This is a genomic window from Candidatus Marithrix sp. Canyon 246 (assembly GCF_001723685.1).
GTDB lineage: Bacteria > Pseudomonadota > Gammaproteobacteria > Beggiatoales > Beggiatoaceae > Marithrix.
The window spans coordinates 1-22569 of the sequence record NZ_MCBX01000002.1 but is presented as its reverse complement, the minus strand read 5'-3'; the positions used below and the strand labels follow the sequence as shown (position 1 = coordinate 22569).

18 protein-coding genes are annotated in these 22569 nt (G+C 34.5%); 4 read left to right on the top strand and 14 right to left on the bottom strand.

The window, feature by feature from the left end:
- Positions 1-57: 57 nt before the first annotated feature.
- Entirely contained in the window at positions 58-870 is an 813-nt protein-coding gene (locus BHU68_RS01390) for an O-antigen ligase family protein (protein WP_171899644.1), read from the top strand.
- Positions 871-889: 19 nt separating this feature from the next.
- Here BHU68_RS01390 and BHU68_RS01385 read toward each other — a convergent pair whose 3' ends face one another.
- The 3 genes from BHU68_RS01385 to BHU68_RS01375 all read right to left on the bottom strand — a co-directional run bounded on the left by BHU68_RS01385 (position 890) and on the right by BHU68_RS01375 (position 3762).
- Positions 890-1231 carry a MarR family EPS-associated transcriptional regulator gene (locus BHU68_RS01385; RefSeq protein ID WP_069473691.1) on the bottom strand — a complete coding sequence of 114 codons (342 nt, stop codon included), beginning with the start codon at positions 1229-1231 and terminating at the stop codon, positions 890-892.
- Positions 1232-1683: 452 nt separating this feature from the next.
- Positions 1684-2484, bottom strand: coding sequence for an Rpn family recombination-promoting nuclease/putative transposase (locus tag BHU68_RS01380; protein ID WP_069471765.1), 801 nt, complete (start codon positions 2482-2484; stop codon positions 1684-1686).
- A 48-nt stretch (positions 2485-2532) separates the two neighbouring features.
- A complete protein-coding gene (locus BHU68_RS01375; RefSeq protein WP_069471766.1) occupies positions 2533-3762 on the bottom strand; it encodes an O-antigen ligase family protein in 1230 nt (409 codons plus the stop codon).
- Positions 3763-3814: 52 nt separating this feature from the next.
- Here BHU68_RS01375 and BHU68_RS01370 point away from each other — a divergent pair, with 52 nt between their 5' ends.
- Positions 3815-4864: a glycosyltransferase gene (locus tag BHU68_RS01370; RefSeq protein ID WP_069471767.1), complete on the top strand. Its 1050-nt coding sequence runs from the start codon at positions 3815-3817 to the stop codon at positions 4862-4864.
- Positions 4861-6171: a Wzz/FepE/Etk N-terminal domain-containing protein gene (locus tag BHU68_RS01365; RefSeq protein WP_069471768.1), complete on the top strand. Its 1311-nt coding sequence runs from the start codon at positions 4861-4863 to the stop codon at positions 6169-6171. Before BHU68_RS01370 ends, BHU68_RS01365 begins: the two co-directional genes overlap by 4 nt.
- A 51-nt stretch (positions 6172-6222) precedes the next feature.
- Here the strand turns inward: BHU68_RS01365 and BHU68_RS01360 are convergent, their stop codons facing one another.
- The 7 genes from BHU68_RS01360 to BHU68_RS01330 all read right to left on the bottom strand — a co-directional run bounded on the left by BHU68_RS01360 (position 6223) and on the right by BHU68_RS01330 (position 12527).
- Positions 6223-6954: a hypothetical protein gene (locus tag BHU68_RS01360; RefSeq protein ID WP_069471769.1), complete on the bottom strand. Its 732-nt coding sequence runs from the start codon at positions 6952-6954 to the stop codon at positions 6223-6225.
- A gap of 356 nt (positions 6955-7310) precedes the next feature.
- Positions 7311-8174, bottom strand: coding sequence for a carbohydrate kinase family protein (locus BHU68_RS01355; RefSeq protein WP_069471770.1), 864 nt, complete (start codon positions 8172-8174; stop codon positions 7311-7313).
- Positions 8175-8176: 2 nt separating this feature from the next.
- A complete protein-coding gene (gene tsaB / locus BHU68_RS01350; protein WP_069471771.1) occupies positions 8177-8821 on the bottom strand; it encodes a tRNA (adenosine(37)-N6)-threonylcarbamoyltransferase complex dimerization subunit type 1 TsaB in 645 nt (214 codons plus the stop codon).
- Between the two features lie 200 nt (positions 8822-9021).
- Positions 9022-9927 carry an EF-P lysine aminoacylase EpmA gene (gene epmA, locus BHU68_RS01345; protein WP_069471772.1) on the bottom strand — a complete coding sequence of 302 codons (906 nt, stop codon included), beginning with the start codon at positions 9925-9927 and terminating at the stop codon, positions 9022-9024.
- Complete coding sequence (locus BHU68_RS01340) at positions 9927-10412, bottom strand: CopD family protein (RefSeq protein WP_069471773.1); 486 nt, start codon at positions 10410-10412, stop codon at positions 9927-9929. The genes epmA and BHU68_RS01340 overlap by 1 nt, the downstream gene beginning before the upstream one ends.
- A gap of 5 nt (positions 10413-10417) precedes the next feature.
- Entirely contained in the window at positions 10418-11821 is a 1404-nt protein-coding gene (gene radA, locus BHU68_RS01335) for a DNA repair protein RadA (RefSeq protein ID WP_069471774.1), read from the bottom strand.
- 472 nt (positions 11822-12293) lie between these two features.
- Positions 12294-12527 carry a hypothetical protein gene (locus tag BHU68_RS01330; protein WP_069471775.1) on the bottom strand — a complete coding sequence of 78 codons (234 nt, stop codon included), beginning with the start codon at positions 12525-12527 and terminating at the stop codon, positions 12294-12296.
- Between the two features lie 197 nt (positions 12528-12724).
- Here BHU68_RS01330 and BHU68_RS16200 point away from each other — a divergent pair, with 197 nt between their 5' ends.
- Positions 12725-14509 carry an SUMF1/EgtB/PvdO family nonheme iron enzyme gene (locus tag BHU68_RS16200; RefSeq protein WP_083234993.1) on the top strand — a complete coding sequence of 595 codons (1785 nt, stop codon included), beginning with the start codon at positions 12725-12727 and terminating at the stop codon, positions 14507-14509.
- A 380-nt stretch (positions 14510-14889) separates the two neighbouring features.
- Here BHU68_RS16200 and BHU68_RS01320 read toward each other — a convergent pair whose 3' ends face one another.
- The 4 genes from BHU68_RS01320 to BHU68_RS01305 form a co-directional block, all read right to left on the bottom strand.
- The gene (locus tag BHU68_RS01320) at positions 14890-15252 is read right to left on the bottom strand and encodes a type II toxin-antitoxin system VapC family toxin (RefSeq protein WP_256359145.1); all 363 of its coding nucleotides are present in this window, start codon (positions 15250-15252) and stop codon (positions 14890-14892) included.
- Positions 15253-15264: 12 nt separating this feature from the next.
- Entirely contained in the window at positions 15265-15519 is a 255-nt protein-coding gene (locus BHU68_RS01315; RefSeq protein ID WP_069471777.1) for a hypothetical protein, read from the bottom strand.
- A gap of 64 nt (positions 15520-15583) precedes the next feature.
- The gene (locus tag BHU68_RS01310; protein WP_171899702.1) at positions 15584-21145 is read right to left on the bottom strand and encodes an alpha-2-macroglobulin family protein; all 5562 of its coding nucleotides are present in this window, start codon (positions 21143-21145) and stop codon (positions 15584-15586) included.
- A gap of 237 nt (positions 21146-21382) precedes the next feature.
- On the bottom strand, positions 21383-22569 hold a 1187-nt coding region (locus BHU68_RS01305), incomplete at its 5' end, for a thioesterase domain-containing protein (protein WP_216115498.1).

Sequence of the window (22569 nt, the reverse complement as noted above, 5' to 3'; positions counted from 1 at the left end):
ATAGGCTGGAGCCTAATACTATTTCTGACACTGGTTGCACTTTGGCAAATTTTTGATATGTCATATTCTAAAAACCTAACTCAATATTTTGTTGCATATGATATATACTCATATTCATCATATATTAACTCACTAACAAGGAACCGTACAATTTATGGAGTTATTGCAGCAATAATATTACTAGTTTGTTTAAAACTACTATTTTCATCAAAAATAAGCACAACAGCAAAACTGTTTTTTATAACATTAGCTATTTTAAGCCTTTATACAGGTATAATGGGAGCATCCAGAAACTTTATATTTACACTGGGAATTGGCTTACTAGCAATGTCATTTAAAAACGTCTTAAAATTCCCCAAAACAACTATATCATTACTACTAATTAGTATTATAGGAATACATCTGCTTGTAATAAATAACCATAGAGTAGTAGCACAATATAGTAGAACCTTACCTTACTTAGCCAAACTAAGTAACAATCAAAATTTATCAATCCAAGATTTTATCCCAAAAATAACCTATAGAGCAACAAGCGGAAGAAGCAAACTTTGGCAAGAGGGAGTTCTCATATTGAAACAAAATCCTTGGATGGGAATAGGCGCAGGAAGTTACCGACTATCCACAAAATATAAAGGACAACTTAATTTACATAATTATTACTTACAAGTATTAGTTGATTCAGGTATTATTGGTTTTATCAGCCTAATACTATTATTAGCATTACTATTAAAAAGAGCTTATAACGCAGGCAATCTAACAATTTTGATTGCAATATTAAGCTCATTAATATTTGATAACTATCTTGATTATTCTATGGGCTGGGTATTATGTATGGTTTGGCTATTAAAAGTTAGCGCAGCTAAATCCTGAAAATCCTGATTCAGACTTTTTACAACATTCCCAACTCTTGCAACCGCTGAACTTCTTGATCTAATTCTTTAATATCCTTTTTAATTTGATCATACTCTACCATTTTATGTTTTAAAAATTGTACAGTAAGATTAGCTTTAGCTTGAATACCTTTAGGAGTTAAATGATAAATATATAATGCCTTACGTTTACTACTATTAAATTTTTTAATTTTTAAATAACCTTTATCAATCAAAGCTTTTAAACAATAATTGGCTTTGCCTAAACTGATTTCTAGCTCAGAGGCAATGTCTCTTTGGTTTAGGTTTGAACGTTGTTCTAGTAGGCGTAATAAGTCGAAATGTGTTGGATTTAATTTCATTATTTGGTAGCATATCATAAAATTTGTTTAGGTGTTGGACTTTTTTAAAATAAAATCCCTGCTTATATGCAATCCATGTAGTTCTTATATCATCCTATCATTTAAAGTATGACTAATAAAATATTGATATTTCTCATTATCTAATTTTTCTAAAATTACAAAGTTCCAATTTTCTCCTATGATAAAAGCCCCTTTTATTACTTTAAAATTATTAATTTCTATTGCTGAGATTAATTATGCTAATAGTTGTGGTCTAGGGTCATCATTTTTAATGGATTTTTTAAATTATTGAATAAAAAAATAAGGTATTTTTGAATATTCTAAGCCTTTTGCTACTAAAAAATCTGTGGTACCTGTTAAGATAAATTTATCGGTTTTATAGGTGAGCTTTTGTTCATAAAAATCTCTTATTTCATGATCCACATCAGTAAATTTTACTCGATAATATGGCTCTAATTGGATTGAATTTTTAATTCATCTATAGATAATCCTGTTATTTCAGCAATTAAAGAGACATCTAAGCCTTTAGCCAACATTTTTTTAGCATTTTCTTTGATACCTTCTTGTTTTCCTTTTTTTAATCCTTCATTGTATTTATCTTGTCGTAAAACTTCAGCGGAATATTCATCTTTCATGCGTGCATATTCTTGTGGAGTCGTCAAATCTTGTTGAATTAAGTTAAAGATTTCTTTAATTTCTTGCCGCTGATAATCATCTTCATTGACTTCTTCATCTAAACTATCATTAATAGCTCTAAGCCATTCATTATAACGTTCAGGCGTATCATCAGATACATATTTAGGGCATAAATATAGGATTTTATGTGAAATTTCTCCAAGTTCCTTGCCGTGGCGATCTTTAGGATCAAAATCTATAGTGGCTATATCAACTCCATGCTTATCACCTGAAGTCAACACCACAATGGTGAACACATTAAGTTCAGGAGCGTAATCTTTAGAATTGGCAACTTGTTCTAATAAAGCGGCACAGTGATAATGTAAAAATCTATCATAATGATCAGGATTCCTAGCATGTTGAATATCAACAATGGTACGATGTTTTTTGTCTTCAGCAAATAAGTCAAAATGGCTATCAACTTTACCAATTACTGGAGAAAATGATTTTTCAGTTTCAACCTTATCAATTTCGAGTTCTATATCAAGAAAATCTTTAACAAAAGCTTTGAAAATATGAGGTTTAGAAAAGGCTTTTTTGAAAATTACGCCATAGCGTAAAGAGGCTACTTTTATCATATTAATAAATAGAAATCTGTTGTATTTAGTTTCATGCTTGGTAGCATATCATAACATTTGTTTAGGTGTTGGACTTTCAGAGCTGACAGGTTTCAATAACCAAACCATACACAGCACCCATCCCATTGAATAATCAAGATAATTATCAAATACTAATGAGCTTAGTATCGCAACAAATATCGCTAAGTTGCCGGCTGAATAGGCTTTTATCATTAAAAATATTAACAGCAAAATAAAACTAGCCATGCCTATCATACCGCTATCTACTAATACTTGGATATAGTAATTGTGTAAATTGAAGTATTTTTGATTTGAGGAAGCTCGAAAGCTGCCTGCTCCAATTCCTAACCAAGGATTTTGTTGCCATGATTTGATGCCGCGTTGCCAGAAAGTCAGTCTGCCACTCATGCTGTGGTTGTTAAATTTTGGAATAAAGTCTTGTTTTGTAATTGCTTTGCCTTGATTGAGTTTGCTGATATAAGGTAAAACCTTACCATAGTCTTGTGCGATCCTATTATTGTTGATTACTAGCCAATGTGTTCCAATAATTGTAAGTATTACAATTATTATTGTGGTTTTAGGAGCTTTGAGGATGGTTGTGAATGACATTGCTAATAAGCCAACGCCTAATGTGAAGAAGAAATTTCTGGATTCGCCAAGGGCACCGGTGTAAAGACTTAATATTGCTAGTAATAGAAAAAATACTTTAGCGGCTTTATCTACTGTTGGAGTAAATACTTGCTTTAAGCAAACCAATGCAATAATAGCGGCAATAGCACCATAAATTGTATGCCATCTAGTAACTGAGGTAATTAGATAACGAGCATCAGCGGCAACAAAATACTGTCTTAATTGCCAAGAGGCTGACATATCAATAATCTGCCATAAGGCAACTGAGGCAATAAATACCATTACAGCCCAACCAATCCAACGATATTTTTGCAGATTGTTATATTGAAAAATCACCCAAGTCATAGGAAATATCAGCCAGACAGCAAATGATGCCAATCCATAGAAAACTAACAAAGTTAGATTTTCAAATCGGTGTAAGTTGGTAATTAAGGATATGGCATTAACCGTTATAAATAAAATAACAGCGGCGATTTGCCAAGCATAGTTTTTAACTAAATGACGATAATTTTTGATGACAGTAATGAAAAACCAGATACTAACTAAGACTAGTAAACCCATGCCCATATAGCGATTTATATTAGGGATGTTGATTGGTTTTAATACCGCGATGCTGAAAAAGATTAAAAATATTATATTGGCATTCATTTTTTATAGTATCCTAACATTTTATTATATAGTGAGGTATTGTTATTTTATCATGTTAAAAGCTGAAGTTTTACATGATTATTTTGCCATTAAAGGTGGTGGTGAAAAATTGGTGCTTAGTTTAGCTGAACATTTAAATGTTCCAGTTACTGCTGGTTTTATTAAAGCTGGAATGTCATTTGATGGTTCAAATATTAATTCATTAAAGGCATTTCAGGGTTTCTTTCCTCTACAGTTTTTAAGTTTAATCAAGCGTTGGCAAGCTTATCAAGCAGTTGCTGATACTGTTATTTTTAGTGGTGTTTATGCGCCGCTTGCGGCAAAAACTTCAGCCAAAAAAATTCTATATTGTCATACTCCACCTCGTTTTATTTATGATAAAAAGCATTACTTTTTAGCTAGATTACCAGCTTGGCAACGCCCAATTTTACAAGCATTAATTCATTATTTTCAGCCACTTTATGAACAGGCATTTGCTGATATGGATATTATTATTGCTAATTCTGAACATGTTAAGCGGCGTATTGCCAAGCATTTAAATTATCATGAAGCTAAAGTTATTTATCCTCCTTGTGATGTTAGCGGTTTTAACTGGCAAACGCAAGGCGATTATTATTTATCAACCGCTAGGTTAGATTCATTAAAGCGAGTAGAATTGATAGTTAAGGCATTTATGCAAATGCCAAATAAGAAATTAATAGTCGCATCTGGTGGTGATGAATATGAAAACATGAGACAATTAGCGCAGTCTGCATCTAATATTCATTTTACTAATTGGATAGATGAAACACGATTAAAAGAATTAGTTGCTAATTGCATCGCAACGATTTATATTCCAATAGATGAAGATTTTGGTATTTCACCAGTAGAATCTATGGCGGCTGGTAAACCAGTAATCGGTGCCGCTGAAGGTGGTTTATTGGAAACTGTAGTAAATGGTGAAACTGGAATTTTAATTAATGATGTAGAAGTAGAAAGCCTGATTGAGGCGGTTGAGCAAAACCCTGCTAAAAGGGCTTTGGATATGCGATTTGTTTGCGAACAAAGAGCGGCTTTATTTAATAGACAAATATTTTTGGAAAAAATACTAGCATATATATGAATAATCAAGAACAAAATCAATTATCACCACAATATGTGATGATGCCCCCTCAGCAGTATTTACCACAAGAAGATGAAATCAATCTTTTAGACTTATGGAAAGTGCTTGCTGCTAAGAAATTTTTTATTTTCGGCTTGACGGCAATAATTACCCTGTTAGCAATTATAATTGTGTTATTCATGCCTAGAACTTATCAAACCACGGCTCATTTTTTACCACCAAAAGCCAGTGATGTTGAAGAATTAAACATTCCAGCAATCAGTTATTCACTAAGCAGTGAAGATGCTTACAATAGTTTTATTTTAAATCTCAAATCAAGAGCTTTAAGACTAGAATTTTTTAATGAACATGATTTAAGTTCAAAACTGAGCGATGATCCTACAGCGAATAAAGATCAAGTTTTTGAAGAAAGTTTTCATAAACAATTAGTTGTAAAACAAGATTTAAAGAAAAAAGGTCAACAAGCTTTTGTCAGTATTAGTTATGATGGTAAAAATCCTGAATTAATCGCTAAGATGGTTAATGATTATATTAAATATGTTCATGATAAAACTATTGAAGAATTTTTGACTGTAGTTAGAACAAATATTCGTACTAAAAAACAGGATCTTGAAGATGTTACCATTCAAAGTAAGAAAAGGGTTATAGCTCAACGCCGACAGGATGAAATAGAACGCTTAATTGAGGCAGATAAAATTGCTCGTTTAGAACTAATTGAAAAAATTAAGGTTTTAAAACAACGTACTGAACAAAAACGCCAAGATAGAATAGTAACATTGGAAGAGGCTTTAGTTATCGCGAAACAATTAAATATTGTTGATCCAATTGATTCGTGGAGTGAGTTAAATAATCAGCAAGCGGCTGCTAATAAAGTTTCTATTAATAATAAAACTCTTCCAGAATATACACGTGGTAGTAAAACCTTACAAGCCGAATTACAAGCTCTAAAAAGTAGAACTTCTAATGATCCCTTTACACCCGGTTTGAGAGAGCTTGAAGAACAATTTCAACGCTTAGAACAAAATTCTCGTATTGAAGTATTAAAAGTTCGTACAAATGATGAGCCTTTTATAGCTGATTTGAGAGATTTAAAAGAACAAGTTGCTAAATTAAAGAATATTGATATTAATGAAACCAAAATTAAAGCGGTTATGTTTGATCAAATGGCAGTGGTTCCTGAAGCTCCTATCAAACCTAAAAGAAAGTTAATCGTTATTATTAGTTTTGTATTAGCTTTTATGTTGAGTATTTTTTTAGCCTTCTTTTTGAATTTTATTCAGAATAGTCGAACTGAGGAGGCAGTTTAGGAATGAAATTAAACCTGACAGGTTTTAAAAACCTGTCAGGTTTGGCAGTTATTACTTAGTTAGAATTTGTTGCTTAACAAACTGTAAGTTTTTATAAATGGCAATTAATTTATCCAAATCTGTACTGTCATAATTTTGACTTATGGAATATTGATACTTATGTTGAGCTAATTTAGTTAAAATCATAAAACTCCAATTGCCTCCTATAATGTAGGCTCCTTTTATGGTTTTAACATTATTTAATTCAACTGCTGCAATTAATTCTGCCAATAGTTGTGGTTCTGGATTAGAATATTGTAAGCCTTTTTTAAATTCTTGAATAAAAAAATAAGGTTTTTCTGGATATTCTAAACCAGTTGCCACGACAAAATCCGTGATACCACTTAGGATGAATTGCGGAGTTTCATAAACTAAAGTTTCTTCATAAAAATCTCGAATTTTATATTTAAAAGATTTATAATCAATTTTATTTAAAATTGGTGCAATAAAATGGATTTTTAAATCTTCTTCATTATAAACTTTGATTAGATCAATTTCTCGTTCTAATAATGTTGTTAAAAAATTAATTTCCTCATCAGTCACCTGCACATCGCAATTAAACCAATGATTAAACACTTGATGATCATATACCCTTTCGAGATCGAATAATGTTCTTAATTCTTTAAGAGTGATTTTACCAAAGCTATAGCTAGGAATCTTAGGTGGTTCCTCAAGCTTATCCTTGATAATTCTTTCTAAAGAAGCTATACGTTCTAATAATTTTAACTCTCGATCTTTAGTCATTTAGTTGTTCTCCTGATTTACTAATTGATGTTATGCACTAGCTTTTTGACATCATCGTTCCCAAGTTTCACTTAACTGTCATTGACTTAAGTATTTATAACTTTATTTTCAATTTCAGGCAAATGTTTTTTACAAAAACTTTTGCCTGAAAAAGATATATTTGTAGGCTGGGTTAGATTTTTTTACGCAGTAAAAAAACGTAACCCAGCAAAGCCCAACAAATGCTGGGTTACGTTATTGAGCTACGCTCAATAAGCTAACCCAGCCTACGATATAACATGAAATTTGGTTTTTTTATTTTATTCCTTAAGTTAATGGCATTAAAGTGAAACTTGGGAACGATGATGAAAAACAGATTAGGAAAAGTCGAGCTGAGGAGGCAGTTTAGCCGTTGCTCCTTTTTGGGAACATATAAAAGCAGCTACACGATTTGCATGATCATTGATTGTATCAAGATCATGCTGTTTTAGTAATCCTATTGTTAGCGCCGCTGTAAATGAATCTCCTGCTCCTATTGTGTCTTCTATTGTTGTTGGGTAGCCTTTGTGTATTGAGCTTTGTTGTTTGGTATATAGAATGCTGCCTTTGTCTCCTTTGGTTAGCGCGATTAAATTTAATCCATATTGATTGCTTAAACTTTGAAGAATTGTTTTTTCATCGCCGCTTAAAGCTAACATGTTGGCAACAATTGGTAATTCTTCATCGTTTATTTTAAGGATATTGGCTAGTTTTAAGGATGATTCTATAATTTCTTTGTTGTAATATGATTGTCGTAAATTTATATCAAAAATGCGTAATGTATCAGTTGGTGTGGCTTCAATAAAGGCTTGAATTGTATTATGAGACATTGTAGAGCGTTGCGCTAAACTGCCAAAACCAACAGCATCTGCTGTTTTAGCTAGTGCCATTAATTTACTGGTATTTGGGATAAAATCCCAAGCTATATCTTCATGAATTATATAGCTGGCTTTGCCTTCATCATCTAGTTCAACTGATACTTTGCTGGTTGCTTTATTTTGATTAATATGAATATAGTCTTTATTTAAAGACAATGAATCTAATTTAGTTAAAATTTCTTTGCCTAATTCATCATTACCAATCGCTGATACTAGAATACCATTAGTATGGTAGGCAAAATTAGCTGGCGCACCACCTAATTGTTTACCTGATGGTAGCATATCCCATAGTAATTCACCAATTCCGACTATTGTATAACTCATATTTAAGTCACCTTATTACGTAAATAAACTGGTAATGCCTGTTCTGCATTAACGATATTTCCTTCTTTAAATGCAGCTACTGCTAATGGAATTATAGCAGCCGCTTGTGGGTATTTGTCTGCTTGATATGTTTCTAACATATTGCCTAATTCTGTTGCCCAGCCGCTACCTACTCCATACCAGTTTCCATCTTTTGGTTTAATTAATTCTGGTTTACAAACTATTTCAGTTTCATGGCTGCGCATAATCCCTTCTGCATCAACAATATAACTTCCAAAATAGACTTCATTCATACGAGCATCAATTGCAGCTAGTACATTTTTATGACCATGTTCAATATAAGCTCCTTGTGCTAAAGCGGCTAAACAAGAAATTGGCGCAACCGGAATATCGGCTGCAAAGGCTATTCCTTGAATAACCCCAGCAGCAATACGTAAACCGGTAAAACTACCCGGTCCCCTTCCAAAGGCTAAGCCATCTAATTGATTTGCTTTTAAATCTGCTGCTTTTAACAGTTCATCCGCCATTGGCAAAATTAAATTTGTATGTTGGCGAGGAGCAATTTGAGAACGTTGTTGTATTTCACCATCTATAAATAAAGCACAAGAACAAGCTTCAGTGGCAGTGTCTATTGCTAATAATTTCATGATTTTTAGTGATCTAAAGACCTGTCAGGTTTTGGAAACCTGACAGGTCTGGCTTATAGGAAATGATAAGATCTAAAGACCTGTCAGGTTTTGGAAACCTGACGGTCTGGTTTATAGGAAATGATAAGATCTAAAGACCTGTCAGGTTTTGGAAACCTGACAGGTCTGGTTTATAGGAAATGATAAGATCTAAAGACCTGTCAGGTTTTGGAAACCTGACAGGTCTGGTTTATAGGAAATGATAATACTTGTTTAATATCAGATACACCCATAATTAACATTAATAATCTATCTAAACCTAATGCAACTCCAGAACATTCTGGTAATCCAACTTCTAAGGCTGCTAAAAAGTCTTCGTCTATTGGGTGAGTTGCTAAATTTAGTTTTTGTCTCTTCGCTAAGTCTTGTTCAAAACGTTGACGCTGTTCTATTGGATCGGTTAATTCATAAAAACCATTCGCTAATTCAATGCCTTGTACATAAAATTCAAAGCGTTCAGCAAGTTCTGGATTATCAGTGCGTTTTCTCGCCAATGCGGCTTGAGTGGCTGGAAAGTCTGTAATTACTGTCGGTTTATTTAATTGGGTTTCAATTTGATGAGAAAATATAAATTGTAAATAAGTATCGCGTTCAGTTTTAGCCTTAAAGCCAAGTTTGGCACAGTATTGTTCTAAATCTGCAATCGGGCAATGTAAAGCATCTAAACCTGTATATTGTTTAAATATTGTACAATAACTGATACGTTCTGCCGCTGGTGTCTTTAATAACAGTTGCAATAATTCATCTATTTCATTAATTAAATCAGCGGCTTTAAAACCGGGGCGATACCATTCTAAAATACTAAACTCAGGATTATGCCAATGCCCAATTTCACCATCACGAAAAGCTTTAGTTATTTGAAATATTGCACCACTACCAGCTACTAATAAACGTTTCATAGCTAATTCTGGTGAAGTCTGCAAATAATACTTATCAGTATAAATAGGTTCAATATTAACATCTGGCACACAAGCACCAGATAATATTGGAGTTTCAACTTCTAATACTTGACGCTCGGCAAAAAACATACGTATGTTATTATATAATATAGCGCGTTGGCGTATCATCACTTACCAGCAGTAACAATGATTATAGTTAATAAGCCTAAAGACAAATTAGTAAATATAACCCAACGAATCTTTGCTAAAAATTTAGCGGCAGATTTCAAATCTTTATTTGCAAGCGATTGTTTTAAACCTCTTAAAGCTCCAAAAACTAAATACAAAAATACAACAGTCATGATTGTTGCTAATAACATCATAGCATGAACATATGGTTGCACATTTGCCATACCGCCATATAATAAAATTAACCAAACACCACTAATCCATAATAATATAAGGGCTAACCATACCCATGCAGTAAAGCGGTTTAAGACTTGTGACATTAAAGGTAAACGCTGATTTGGTTTTAATAATATTGTCGCAATAGGGCGTAAAGCATTATGGGCAAAAAACATCCCACCAACCCAAATGACAAATGATAATACATGCAAAGTCTTTGCAATTGCTAACTGAGATTTTATTTCTAATAATACTGGTAAATCTACCATTTTGTTTAATCCTCTTCTTTTTCTGAAACAACTGATGTTGAAATGCTATTTAAAGCATCTACTAATTTTACAACTGGCACAATTTCAAGATTAGGTATAGCTTCTGTGGGAGCATTACCTTTTGGTACAATAGCTTTTTTAAAGCCATGTTTAGCTGCTTCACGCAAACGTTCTATTCCATGAGGTACTTGCCTAATCTCTCCAGCTAAACCGACTTCACCAAATATTACTACATCCCTAGAAATTACGCTATTACGTAAACTAGAAAAAGTGGCAATTAACAGAGCTAAATCAACCCCAGTTTCACTGATTCGTACTCCACCGACAACATTGATAAAAACATCCATGTCATAAGTAGCTACCCCACCATGTCGGTGTAAAACTGCCAATAATACATTTAAACGAGTAGGATCTAAACCTAAAGCTACTCTACGAGGATTTGGGCTATGTGAATTATCAGCTAAAGCCTGTACTTCTATTAATAATGGGCGTGTTCCCTCATGAGATACCATGATTATACTACCCGGAACTTCGACTTCATCTCGTGATAAGAATATAGCAGACGGATTACTTACTTCTTCTAAGCCCTTTTCCGTCATTGCAAATACACCTATTTCATTGACAGCTCCAAAACGATTTTTAATCGCTCTTATGACTCTATAACGATTACCGCTATCACCTTCAAAATATAGAACAGTATCAACCATATGCTCTAAAACACGTGGTCCAGCTAAGGAGCCTTCTTTGGTGACATGTCCGACTAAAAATATTGAGACATTGGTTTGTTTTGCATATCGCACTAATTGTGCTGCACTTTCTCGTATTTGTGAAACTGAACCCTGAGCTGACTGTGAAATTTCGGTATGTATAGTCTGAATCGAATCCACGACCATAACGCTAGGTTTTTGCTGTTGAGCATTAGTAATTATTTTCTCAACTTGAGTTTCTGTAAGTACTTTAATCTTATGAACATCTAAACCTAAACGTTGAGCGCGAAGACTAACTTGTTGGGGAGATTCTTCTCCGGTAACGTATAATGGTTGAGTGGGAGAAGAAAGACTTAAAGTGGCTAATGCTTGTAATAACAGGGTAGATTTACCTATTCCGGGATCACCACCAATTAAAATAACAGAACCGCCAACTAAACCACCACCTAAAACTCTATCAAGTTCATTAATACCAGTAGAAGTACGAACTTGTTCAACAGCTTCAACAGCATCTAATAAACAAACTTCAGCTTCAACCCCGCTATAATTAACAGATCTGCCCTGATAATTACTAGGTGCTTCTGCAATGATGGCTTCTTCTAAACAGTTCCATTCACCGCAATCAGGACATTGCCCAACCCATTTAGAACTGCTGCCACCACATATTTTACAAGTATAAACTGTTTTTTGTTTTCGTGCCATCTGGTTATTATAACATAATTTTGCTTTAACTCAAAAGCTTGAAAGTTATTATTAATTATGATTTGTGTTGCTCCTGAAAGGGGCTTACATATCAGCCTAGGGCAATGCCCTATGATCAAAATATCTTTTAAATTGATCAGAATTGCTTATATATCGCCCTAAGAGGGCTACAACTCTAAACCTATGAATCCTAGGGCGTTGCCCTAGGCTGGTATGTCAGCCCCTTTCAGGGGCAATAAAATTTACACTAATCGGGGGTACATAATATTAGTTATTATAACATAGTACAACTAATAGTTTGTTGTTATTTATCAAGATAACTACAGGGATTGCATATAAGCAGGGATATTTGTTGGTTTTATAAACCAAATTCATTACAAAAATCAGATGAAGAAATTAATTTTATGCTTTTTGATACAAAGTTTTCATCATTTGAGACGATTAAGTCACATTGGCATCTAAAAAAATTTTTTTATACACTTTTATTTGCCTTAATTTTCTGAATAGAAGTTTCTCCGATTAAGCCAGTACATAATCCTATACCACCATAAAAATTCTCAAGTCTTTTTTGTTTTTTTAGCTTTTTATAACGTTCTTCTATCATCTCTTGTATTAAAGCATTCATTGACTTATTTTCTATAGTTGATAACTCTTCTAAATGATGTGCTACTGTATGTTCAAATACAAATTGTGTTTTTAGTGTCATTTTATATGCAAAGCTTCGCTTTGAACTCCTGAATTTAATTACCTGACAGGTTTTTAAAACCTGACAGCTTTGCTTAGTTACCGCTTCACAATCAATCTTCCAGTTTCATTTTTACTAAACCCATAATTATAACATAATTTGCTATTTTCTAACTAACAATCTATAATTAGAACTTCCAAATTAAAGGAGTTTCATGTATGAAAATATTTAGTCTTTTTTTAATGTTGTTACTTGTCAGTTGTGATAATTCCACTGTTAATACAAGGTTATATGATAAGGGTGTTAGTGTGGTTAATATTTCTGATACTAATGGTTCTACAGTTTTGTCTTATAGTGGTAGTTATGCTTTGGTTATTGGACAGAGTGATTATACCGCTGGTTGGGCTGATTTAAATAGTATCCCTCGTGAGCTGGATAAGGTGGAGGCGGTTCTTAAAGATCAAGGCTTTGTTGTTGATAGGAAATCTGATCTTAATTCTCGTGATTTAAAATTAACTTTTGATAATTTTATTAATAAGTATGGTTATGATAAAAATAATAGGTTATTGTTTTTCTATTCTGGGCATGGGCATAGTCGTGGTGACAAGGGTTATATTGTTCCTGTTGATGCGCCTAATCCTCATTCTGATGATAAGGGTTTTTTCAGAAAGGCTGTTGCTATGAATCAAGTGGTTACTTGGGCGCGGAATATTGAGTCTAAACATGCTTTGTTTTTGTTTGATAGTTGTTTTTCTGGTACGGTTTTTAAGAGTAAAAATATTCCTATACCCAAGCAAATTAGTGGAGCAATGGCTAAACCTGTACGTCAATTTATTACTGCTGGTAGTGCTAAGGAGGAGGTGCCTGCTAAAAGTACTTTTACTCCGGCTTTTGTTCATGCTTTAGCTTATGGGGATGGTGATAGTAATAATGATGGTTATATTACTGGTATGGAGTTGGGGCTTTATCTTTGGAATGAGGTGCCAAAGCATACTGATCAAACTCCACAGTATGGAAAAATTAAGGATTTTAAGTTATCGCGCGGTGATTTTGTGTTTAAAGTCAAAAATAAATCCAGACCAGCTGTTATTAATGTTGCTGAATTAGATAGTGTCAAAAGAGAAAAAGCTGAATTGGCTCGTATCAGAAGGCAAAAAGAAGCTGCTTTGGCGGATTTAGCTGATGCTAAAAGAGAAAAAGTTGAATTGGCTCGTATCAGAAGGCAGAAAGAAGCTGTTTTGGCGGATTTAGCTGATGTTAAAAGAGAAAAAGTTGAATTAGCTCGTATAAAAATACAAAGAAAAAGCAAAGTCTTTCAAGATAGTTTAAGAAGTGGCGGTTTGGGTCCAAAAATGGTTAGAATTCGGGCTGGTTCTTTTAGAATGGGTGATATTCAAGGTGGTGGCGATAGTGATGAAAAGCCAGTGCATAGGGTTTCGGTTGGGAAGTTTGCTATGGGGATGTATGAGGTGACTTTTGCTGAATATGATAAGTTTGCTGATGCTACTGGTAGAAAAAAGCCTAGTGATAGTGGCTGGGGGCGTGGTAATCGTCCGGTGATTCATGTTTCTTGGAATGATGCTACAGCTTATGCTAAATGGCTTAGTAATCAAACAGGTAAAAAATATCGTCTTCCTACAGAGGCTGAATGGGAATATGCAGCTAGAGCTGGTACGGAAACTAAGTATTGGTGGGGAAATGAGATTGATAAAAGTAAAGCAAATTATGGTTGGAACTTTGGTAAAACTTCTCCAGTGGGAAATTATAAAGCTAATCAATTTGGTTTATATGATACTTCAGGAAATGTATGGGAGTGGACTTGCTCATTATATGAAGGTAAATATAAAGGTAAAGAAAAACAATGCGTTATAAATGCAAACCGTTTGTCCCTTCGCGGCGGCTCGTGGAACAACTACGGGTGGTACGTGCGCTCGGCTTCCCGCGACAGGACCGAGCCGGCGACCCGCAACTACAGCGTGGGCTTCCGGGTGTCCAGGCTATAACCCTTTATTATTTATCATTTTTACCCTTTTAACTTTTAAAATTTAGAATCTCGTTTCTTTTTCTGATTAGTTTTCGCTAATCAGAAATTTTTAGCGTGGAAGCCCCCGGCAGGGGCTATTTTTTTATATATTTCCATGCTAATACTATGTTATAGTGTGTAAAAAATCCTTGATTATATGCAATCTATGTAGTTTTTTTGGTGTGTTGAGATTTATCAAGAGAACTACAGGGATTGCATGTAAGCAGGGATTTTTTTTGCTGAGTTTCTGTTGTTATTGCCATATTCAAATATCTCATTAGTAAACCTGACAGGTTTTTAAAACCTGTCAGGTTTGGTTAGTTACCGCTTCACAATCAATTTTCCACTTTCACTACTTGGTCAAATAATATCTGCTAGTAAATTAATAAATGGCTGTGTATTTTTCCAGCGATAAGTATGAAAGTCCCGTTTATCTGTAGATACAATTCGTCCATGTCCTAAGTGATTTGCTAATATAACTAAAGAGGCATCCGCTAAATCCATTGGCAAATCAGCATATTTATTCATCAATTTAGCTATTTGAACCAATTTGGTTTCGTCAATAGTAAAAAGCTCAAATAGCCCATCGTTTTGTGCTAATAAAAAATTTTCTGCGTAACTTGAACCACAACGGCTTTGTAATAAATAACAAACTTCAGTAACTACTGGCATGGTTGTTATTAATGTTTCATCAATGGTCGTGGCATAATCACATACTTCCACTATCAGCAATAATCATTCGTGGTTCCACAACTTTTCTTTGTAATTAGTCGAAAGATTAGCATCTTCATCCATACAGCCGATGAGATGGTATTTTTTCATAATGTTTAAAGCCTCTCCCTTAGTCTTTACTTTTGGTTTATCAACCAGAGCATCAATGCCACTAGCTAAAACGGCAGTTAGCACTTCACTCAAGGGTTTATTTAAACGTTTTTGTAAAAACAATAGATGTTCTGCATGACTATCTTCAACTTCAAGTTGAATATACATAAAAGCTCCTTACTTTTTAATTTATAAACCTGACAGGTTTTTAAAACCTGTCAGGTTTGGTTAGTTACCGCTTCACAATCAATCTTCCAGTTTCAGTTTTACCAAACACATCCGGTTCATACATTTCTTCGGCATGGGTTGGCATTACGTTGAATTCGCCGGGAGCTATTGCTTGGGCTACGTAGGATAGGTGGTAGTTACCTGCTGGTAGGTAGTCTGAGTAGAATCTTACTGCATGGTGACGTAGTTCGTGGTGGTAGAAACGCCATGAGTTGTTTTCTGCTTCTATCTTGGAGCTGGTGGCTAAGTCTCGGTTTACTGGTTCTAAGCCGCCGGGCACTGCGTCATCTACTACTACAAAGTATCTTGGAGCAGGGGTGGATAGTTTTATATCTACTTTTACTAGTTCTCCGGTTTTTATTTGCATTGGAGTTGTTAGTTTTATCCATTTGCCATCGCGTTCAACATGGTATTGTCTGTTTATTTCTATACCAGCATTTATTGCATTCTTGGTTTTGGATTCATATTTTAACCGTACTGTATAGTACATACGCCCTGTTCCTTGACGCTTGATTTTCAATTTACCATTATTGACAATCTCATGTTTGAAGCTTACTGCTGGGTTTTTGACGCTGTCAAATCTGGTTGTTCCTAATTTTTCATTGTCTAACCAAGCTTGTATTGTCATTGCTGGTTTATCTTTTTCATAGGCTTTGGCGTATTCTGTCAGCGCATTCATGCAAAACATGCTTTCTTGAGTGTTTTTCCATTTGCCTTTAATGTTTCGCACTATTTTAAATGGTATATCATCATCAAGATTGCTTGAATGTTTCATTGTTGCGTGGTAGCGACTTAGGCTGCTTAAAATCGAGCATTGGGTGCGCACTGATGAGGATAATATGCGTTTATAACTTGTTTCTAGGCTTTCATTAAAGGAAATTTTGCCAGCAGTTTGATTTGCATGGGATAATATCATATTTACTACGCTAGTACGAATTCTACCAGTGCCGGGAACATCTAAGGCTGCCGCTAAAAATTGTGATTTGCCAAATAAGTCCATACGTCTTAAATGTCTTTGATAGCGTCTGATGTCACGACGTGTGATTTTACCATGTTTTGCTAAAGCGGCTAATGCTACTGCACGTGTTGTTGATGCCATGCCTTTGGAGTAAAAATCTGGCATTACATTTTTTCTTAATAATGTTAATAGATATTCATGCAATTTATTCTCAACCACTTTAGGAGTTTTATCTAACCAATTAAAGGCTAAAGCTGTATAAGCACTTAAATATGGGCTAACATTTTGATCTGTTGGTATAAAGTAAGTCATGCCGCCATTAGGAGCTTGATATTCCTTAGCCAATTTGATCGTATCAGTTGGTAATGTATTGCTATCTTTCCAGCTCGTAGATACATAAGCATTTAACTTATTATAGTGCGATGCCATTGTGCCTTTGGTGAGTTTTTGTTCCCAGCAACTATATGGATAATCACGCATATATTGAAACGCACTATCAACTCCACCAATGACGCTAGCTGAGGTAATAACATTTAAATATCCAGTCTGATTTATTGATTCTGTGACGCTAGATTGGGTGCTGCTGCCATAAGTCGCAACTGTTACTGATGGGCGACGTTTATTTATAGTTAGAGTTGTGGCTAAAGCATCATTTTCTTCATCATCACTAGCAGTGGCAGAAAATTCAATCGTACCTGATTTAGTAGCTTTGAGCGGCAACCATTTAATATAACGTTTATAAGGTTGTGCTTTCACCATATAGGTACGTCTTAATATATCACCACTATCATTGGATATAACAACAGGACCTTTTGCTTGTAATGTCAACATAATTTCACGCATTCTATTAGTGCGATTCATCAGACTAAAGCTGGCTTCAAAACTATCACCGGTTAATACTTGATTAGGTAAAGCTGAGCGAATTTCGATTGGTTGATTGACTTTAAAATTAGCATCAGTTAAACCCATTTTATCAGTCGGCGTTACTGCCATTACTAACACGCGCCAACCAGTTAAATTATCAGGCACTGTAAACTTAATTTTAGCTTTACCTTCTGCATCGGTTTTTATTGAGGGATTCCAATAACTAACAAATTTAAATAATGAGCGCATACTTAAATTAGAAGCACTGCCATCACCACCAACATTAGCACCTTTTTTCTCAAATTTTTGTCGCCCAACTAGTTTCATTAGCAGACTGAAATTTTTCATATCTAAGCTGTCAAGACTATAGAAACCTTTATAAGGATCAAAGTATTTTCTGCCATCTGTTAATAAGTCAAGCACTGATTCATCAAGCACAGTTACTGCTAATTCAATTGGTTCTCCAGCCATCTCTGGGTGACGCGCTTGAGCTTGTAAGTCAATAGTAACTTCTTCACCGGGTTTATAAACCGGTTTATCAGTTTCAATAGCTACTACTAATTCTTTATAGGAATCTTTGACTTCAGTTTTGACGTAACCCATACGAAATGCTGGTTTGCCTAAATCGACTTGATTATTATCAATCGGTTTAGTAAGACGCGGTGACATTACTGTTACAGAAACAAAAAAGCCGGGTACATAATCTGGTATTACTGGCACTTCAATAATTTCCATGCTGCTTTCTAAGGTTTGCACCCAAGATTTCAGTGTACCAAAACGTTCGATTGTGACTAAAGCTTGCGCTCCGGGATAAGGATTTTTAACGAAATAACGTGCTATATCACCAACTTTATAATCTTCTCGTTCAGCTACAATTTCTAAACTATTATCAGCCGCAGTTTCCCACATTACAAAATCTTCACCAGCAGCCCATTGATGCAATTCGGTGCTATGGCTACGATCTTTAGTATCTTTAATTGTCGCAGTTATTTTATAAGCACCAGCTTTTTCAGGTGTGAATGTGCATGTAATTGCTGCATTTTCTGATTTAAGTTTGCAAGTATTTGTTTCTACCCATTGATGTTCATAACGAGTTAAATAAGCATTACCAGCACCTTTGACACGAGCCGCTTTGGTAACTTGATATTCAATTTTGACATTAATATCAGTGCCGCTAACTGGTTTAGTATATTCATCAACTACTAATAATGAGACTTGAGCAGTTTCTTTAGCAGTCAATAACCAACTTTTTTCCTTCAAACCAACAAAACGATCTCGCCCAACATAACTAGCAGTGGTGCTATTAGCAACATGTTTACCGCGATCATCGCGCACCGCACTTTCTACGGTTAATTTGCCATATAAAACTTCAGACTTGTCAGGTAATGTAAAGCTAGTTGTTAATTGACCTTTTTCATCAATCCATTTATTTTCAACACTATAAACAGTTTCATTCTTTTCATCACCATTAAGTACATCGAATTGAAAATCTTGAGTGTCTAAATAAGTTGGTTTTAAAGTGGCGCGAATTTTGGTTTGTGCATTTACATATGGTCCACCTGCATGTAAGTTAGCGGCAGTATTTATTTCAACCTTTTCACCAATATGGAACAATTCACCATTTAACTCTGTGCGTACTTTAAACGCTGAAGGAGTAAAATCACTTACCAAAACTCGCAAGGGATGCCAAGTTTCTTTTTCCTTAAATTTAGCAGTTAATTTAAATTGATACCAACCAACAGCGGCAGCTTTAGAAATAGTAAATTCACCATCATAAGCACCAAATTCAGAGAGGCTGAAATCTTTAACTTCATGAGCTAGTTTGCCGGTAGGATCCATAATTTGCAGACTATAACCATCAGATGGTGCAGCCACGAATTGCTTATTACTTTGATTACGTACTAATAATTTATATTGTACAGTGTCACCAACTTTATATATTCCTTGAGCGGTAGTGCCCCAAGTCTTAATATGACCATATTTCTGCCGCTGATAAGCATATATATTATAATCTGTTAGTTCATAAACGGAAACGCGGAATTGAGAATCCAGCGGTAATAAGGCAATATCTTCACCTTTTTGAGCCTGAATAAAAAAGCGTTGATCTTTCTGATCAGTTCCATAAACACTACTATATTTCAATTTAGGATCTAAATTTTTAGTGCCGGGCAACCAAGCCATTCCATTTTTATCAGTAACGACGCTGGTTAAGGCTTTGTTTATACTATCAGGCGCGTAAGTGTCTAATCTAATGGATACTGTTGCATTTTTGACAGCTAAGCCGCTAGCAAAATCTGTCACCCAAACTAGTGTATTGTGATAACCGACTTTAGCTTGTATATGAAACGGGGTGATTTGGCTGAAAAACCAATTTTCTGTTTTGGCATTTTTATTATTAATATTAGGGCGAGTCTTAAAGTAACCTTGTACAATACCAGTTGATTCATCTAATAAATCACGAATTCCTAGCGGAGTTTTAAAAGATAGATTTCTGACAGTAGGTAGATATAAGCCTTTATATTGTCGAGAACCCCAACCTGAACTGGTTAATTTTTGATAATAAACATCCAATTTGTTTAGATTGGTAACATAAATTGGTACATCACTATCAATATCTTTTTCTAAAACTGACAATTGATGCTCAAACACATGCCGAGGCGCACGATTATCAGTTTTAAACTTAATATTAAGAGAATCTGCTAAACTACGACCAAATTCATCTTGAAAATTACGGCTATTGATATATAAATGATAATCCTGATAAGCTTTTAAAGGTATTGGCAAACTTATTTTATAAGTATCATCTTTATAATGCACAGAATTTAACTTAGAATAGCCACTACGACTTCCCCAAGGATCATAATCACTACGCCCATTTGCTAAGTCGGGCATTACTAGTAAATTTTCTTTTACCTCTTCCTTGATAACTGGACTAGAAAATTTTAAAGATACACTTCGTAATGGATCACAACGATGATTTTTATTCTTAGTGCATTCAACACCGAGGAATTTAAATTTGGGAAATGTTTGGAAATTTACAACTCTATCTTGTTCAACACCTAATTGTGAACCTAATCCAGACTTAATGCCCGGTTCAACCATCAAATCAACTGAACGATTTAATGCTAATAATGCAGTTGGTGATACTAACCAAACTCTGGAAAGTGTAGGCGATAATGGTTTATCTTCTTCATCATCATCCTCACTAATAACCGGCAATTCTACTTTAACAGCTACACGTTCAGGCACTTTAAAATACAAATGCTTTTCAACCGAGTTTAGATATACGGCTTGATTAAAAACAACTCGAAGCTTAGGCATACCGGGCGCAAACCATGATTCAAAAGAAGCATAAGTAACTTGAGGGCGACGAGTAATAAATTCATGATACTTCTCATGCTCCATAGTTTGCTGAGACTCAGTCATAATACCGGGATTAACATTAATACTATAACGAGTAGCAGGCTTCAAAGCAGTATCATCACCTAACTGGCAAGCCAAACTATTAGTATTCAACCAACGCCATTGACAATCAACAGAAGGAATAATAGAAATAGGAATTTCAGAAGCCTTGCGCTCCATTCTACCTAGAGCAACAACAGACTGATTAAAAGTAAAAACAATCTGTCGCTGATTAAAAACATCATTACCACTAGGCGTTATCCTCATTATTTTTAAAGGATTATTATATGCCAGCGTCTGCGACGCTAACAACATTAATACTATAAATCTCAAAACATTCATAATTTTCATGCTCGCAATGCAAATACAATTTTCAAGCAACTATTATGCACTATTTTTGGTTTTTGAACATTATTTTAAACCTACGAATGCCTAGGCTATTGTTCAATCATTACCATCACAATCAGCGACTGTCATGGTAACTTCAGATCATTCATTGCAAAGAGTAAATCAATTTATTAAGATGACTACGCGCACGTTTTACATCAACAGTTTCACCAGCTTCAGTATAGGCAAAAATCAGATTTGTAAATGCAATTTAATTTGTCTTCCTAATGCACTAACTTGTGGTTCTACAAATAGTGTATCATGAAATCTCGGCACTTCATCAACTGTCACTGTTCCTGTCACCAAACTATGTATTTGTTCTGAGAAACTTTTATCTATTTGCCATTCTGCAATTAATTCAGATGATAATAATAAGTTCAAATTGCCTGAATAAGTTTGAGCTTGATAATCATCCAAAGCATTCCAAAATTGCTTAATTAAGAATTGATGTTGTAATTGTAGTGGTAAGCTTTCCCCTGAACGTTCATAATGTAGCTTATCCTGTTCTGATTGTGATAATATCTTTGCTTCTTTTTTAGCTTTTAATTTAGCCTTAATTTTATGTGTAATAAAACTTGGTCCAAATTTAGCGATATTTTTTCCTAATTTAGAAGCTCGTTGATTCAGAGAAAGTGATGAATCTGCATACCAATTAACATCAATAAAACCTAAATATGCTACTTCTTGCCCTTGTTTCTTTAGCTGTTGTGCCATTTCAAATGCCACCTTCGCGTCTGCACAATATCCGCATAAATGATATGGACCTTCTGGCTGTACAGTGCGAATTTCTTTTAAATACTCTGTTGCCATAGTTTCTACGGTTAAAATTTCTTCAGAATTCAAACCAAACATATTTAAACCATATATTGGTTGTTCATTACCAAGCGAAGGCACTAATAGACGAGCATAATCAGTAGAACCTATAAAAAACAATGGTTTGTGCTTACCTTTAGTTTGAATTGGTAACAATGCACGCCAAGTAGGTGTATGATCTTTATCACGTAATATATCAGCAAATTCTGCAATAGTTGGTGCTTGAAACAGTTTAATAACTGATATAGCTTTATCAAAAGCTTGCTCAATTTTACCTAGCAAAGTGATAGCTAATAAAGAATGCCCACCTAAATCAAAAAAGTTATCATCCACACTAATGGCATTAACGCCCAATACTTGTTGCCAAATCTCGGCTAATTGCTGTTCCAATTTATCGCGAGGTGCAATGAAAGAATCCGTTTTAGTTTCAATTGGAACCGGCAAAGCACGTCGATCAATTTTACCACTTGGTGTTAGTGGCATTTTTTCTAAGCTAACAAAAGCTGAAGGTACCATATAATGAGGCAATTCTGCTTTAACAGCATCACGTAAACCATCAATTAAAC

What these genes read in the sequence shown, in the direction of transcription:
- BHU68_RS01355 (WP_069471770.1), bottom strand. Translation starts at nt 8,174, where the DNA reads ATGAGTTATACAATAGTCGGAATTGGTGAATTACTATGGGATATGCTA.
- BHU68_RS01370 (WP_069471767.1), top strand. Translation starts at nt 3,815, where the DNA reads ATGTTAAAAGCTGAAGTTTTACATGATTATTTTGCCATTAAAGGTGGT.
- radA (WP_069471774.1), bottom strand. Translation starts at nt 11,821, where the DNA reads ATGGCACGAAAACAAAAAACAGTTTATACTTGTAAAATATGTGGTGGC.
- BHU68_RS01310 (WP_171899702.1), bottom strand. Translation starts at nt 21,145, where the DNA reads ATGAATGTTTTGAGATTTATAGTATTAATGTTGTTAGCGTCGCAGACG.
- BHU68_RS01380 (WP_069471765.1), bottom strand. Translation starts at nt 2,484, where the DNA reads ATGATAAAAGTAGCCTCTTTACGCTATGGCGTAATTTTCAAAAAAGCC.
- BHU68_RS01385 (WP_069473691.1), bottom strand. Translation starts at nt 1,231, where the DNA reads ATGAAATTAAATCCAACACATTTCGACTTATTACGCCTACTAGAACAA.
- BHU68_RS01365 (WP_069471768.1), top strand. Translation starts at nt 4,861, where the DNA reads ATGAATAATCAAGAACAAAATCAATTATCACCACAATATGTGATGATG.
- BHU68_RS01375 (WP_069471766.1), bottom strand. Translation starts at nt 3,762, where the DNA reads ATGAATGCCAATATAATATTTTTAATCTTTTTCAGCATCGCGGTATTA.
- BHU68_RS01360 (WP_069471769.1), bottom strand. Translation starts at nt 6,954, where the DNA reads ATGACTAAAGATCGAGAGTTAAAATTATTAGAACGTATAGCTTCTTTA.
- BHU68_RS16200 (WP_083234993.1), top strand. Translation starts at nt 12,725, where the DNA reads ATGAAAATATTTAGTCTTTTTTTAATGTTGTTACTTGTCAGTTGTGAT.
- BHU68_RS01330 (WP_069471775.1), bottom strand. Translation starts at nt 12,527, where the DNA reads ATGACACTAAAAACACAATTTGTATTTGAACATACAGTAGCACATCAT.
- BHU68_RS01390 (WP_171899644.1), top strand. Translation starts at nt 58, where the DNA reads ATGTCATATTCTAAAAACCTAACTCAATATTTTGTTGCATATGATATA.
- epmA (WP_069471772.1), bottom strand. Translation starts at nt 9,927, where the DNA reads ATGATACGCCAACGCGCTATATTATATAATAACATACGTATGTTTTTT.
- BHU68_RS01340 (WP_069471773.1), bottom strand. Translation starts at nt 10,412, where the DNA reads ATGGTAGATTTACCAGTATTATTAGAAATAAAATCTCAGTTAGCAATT.
- tsaB (WP_069471771.1), bottom strand. Translation starts at nt 8,821, where the DNA reads ATGAAATTATTAGCAATAGACACTGCCACTGAAGCTTGTTCTTGTGCT.
- BHU68_RS01315 (WP_069471777.1), bottom strand. Translation starts at nt 15,519, where the DNA reads ATGTATATTCAACTTGAAGTTGAAGATAGTCATGCAGAACATCTATTG.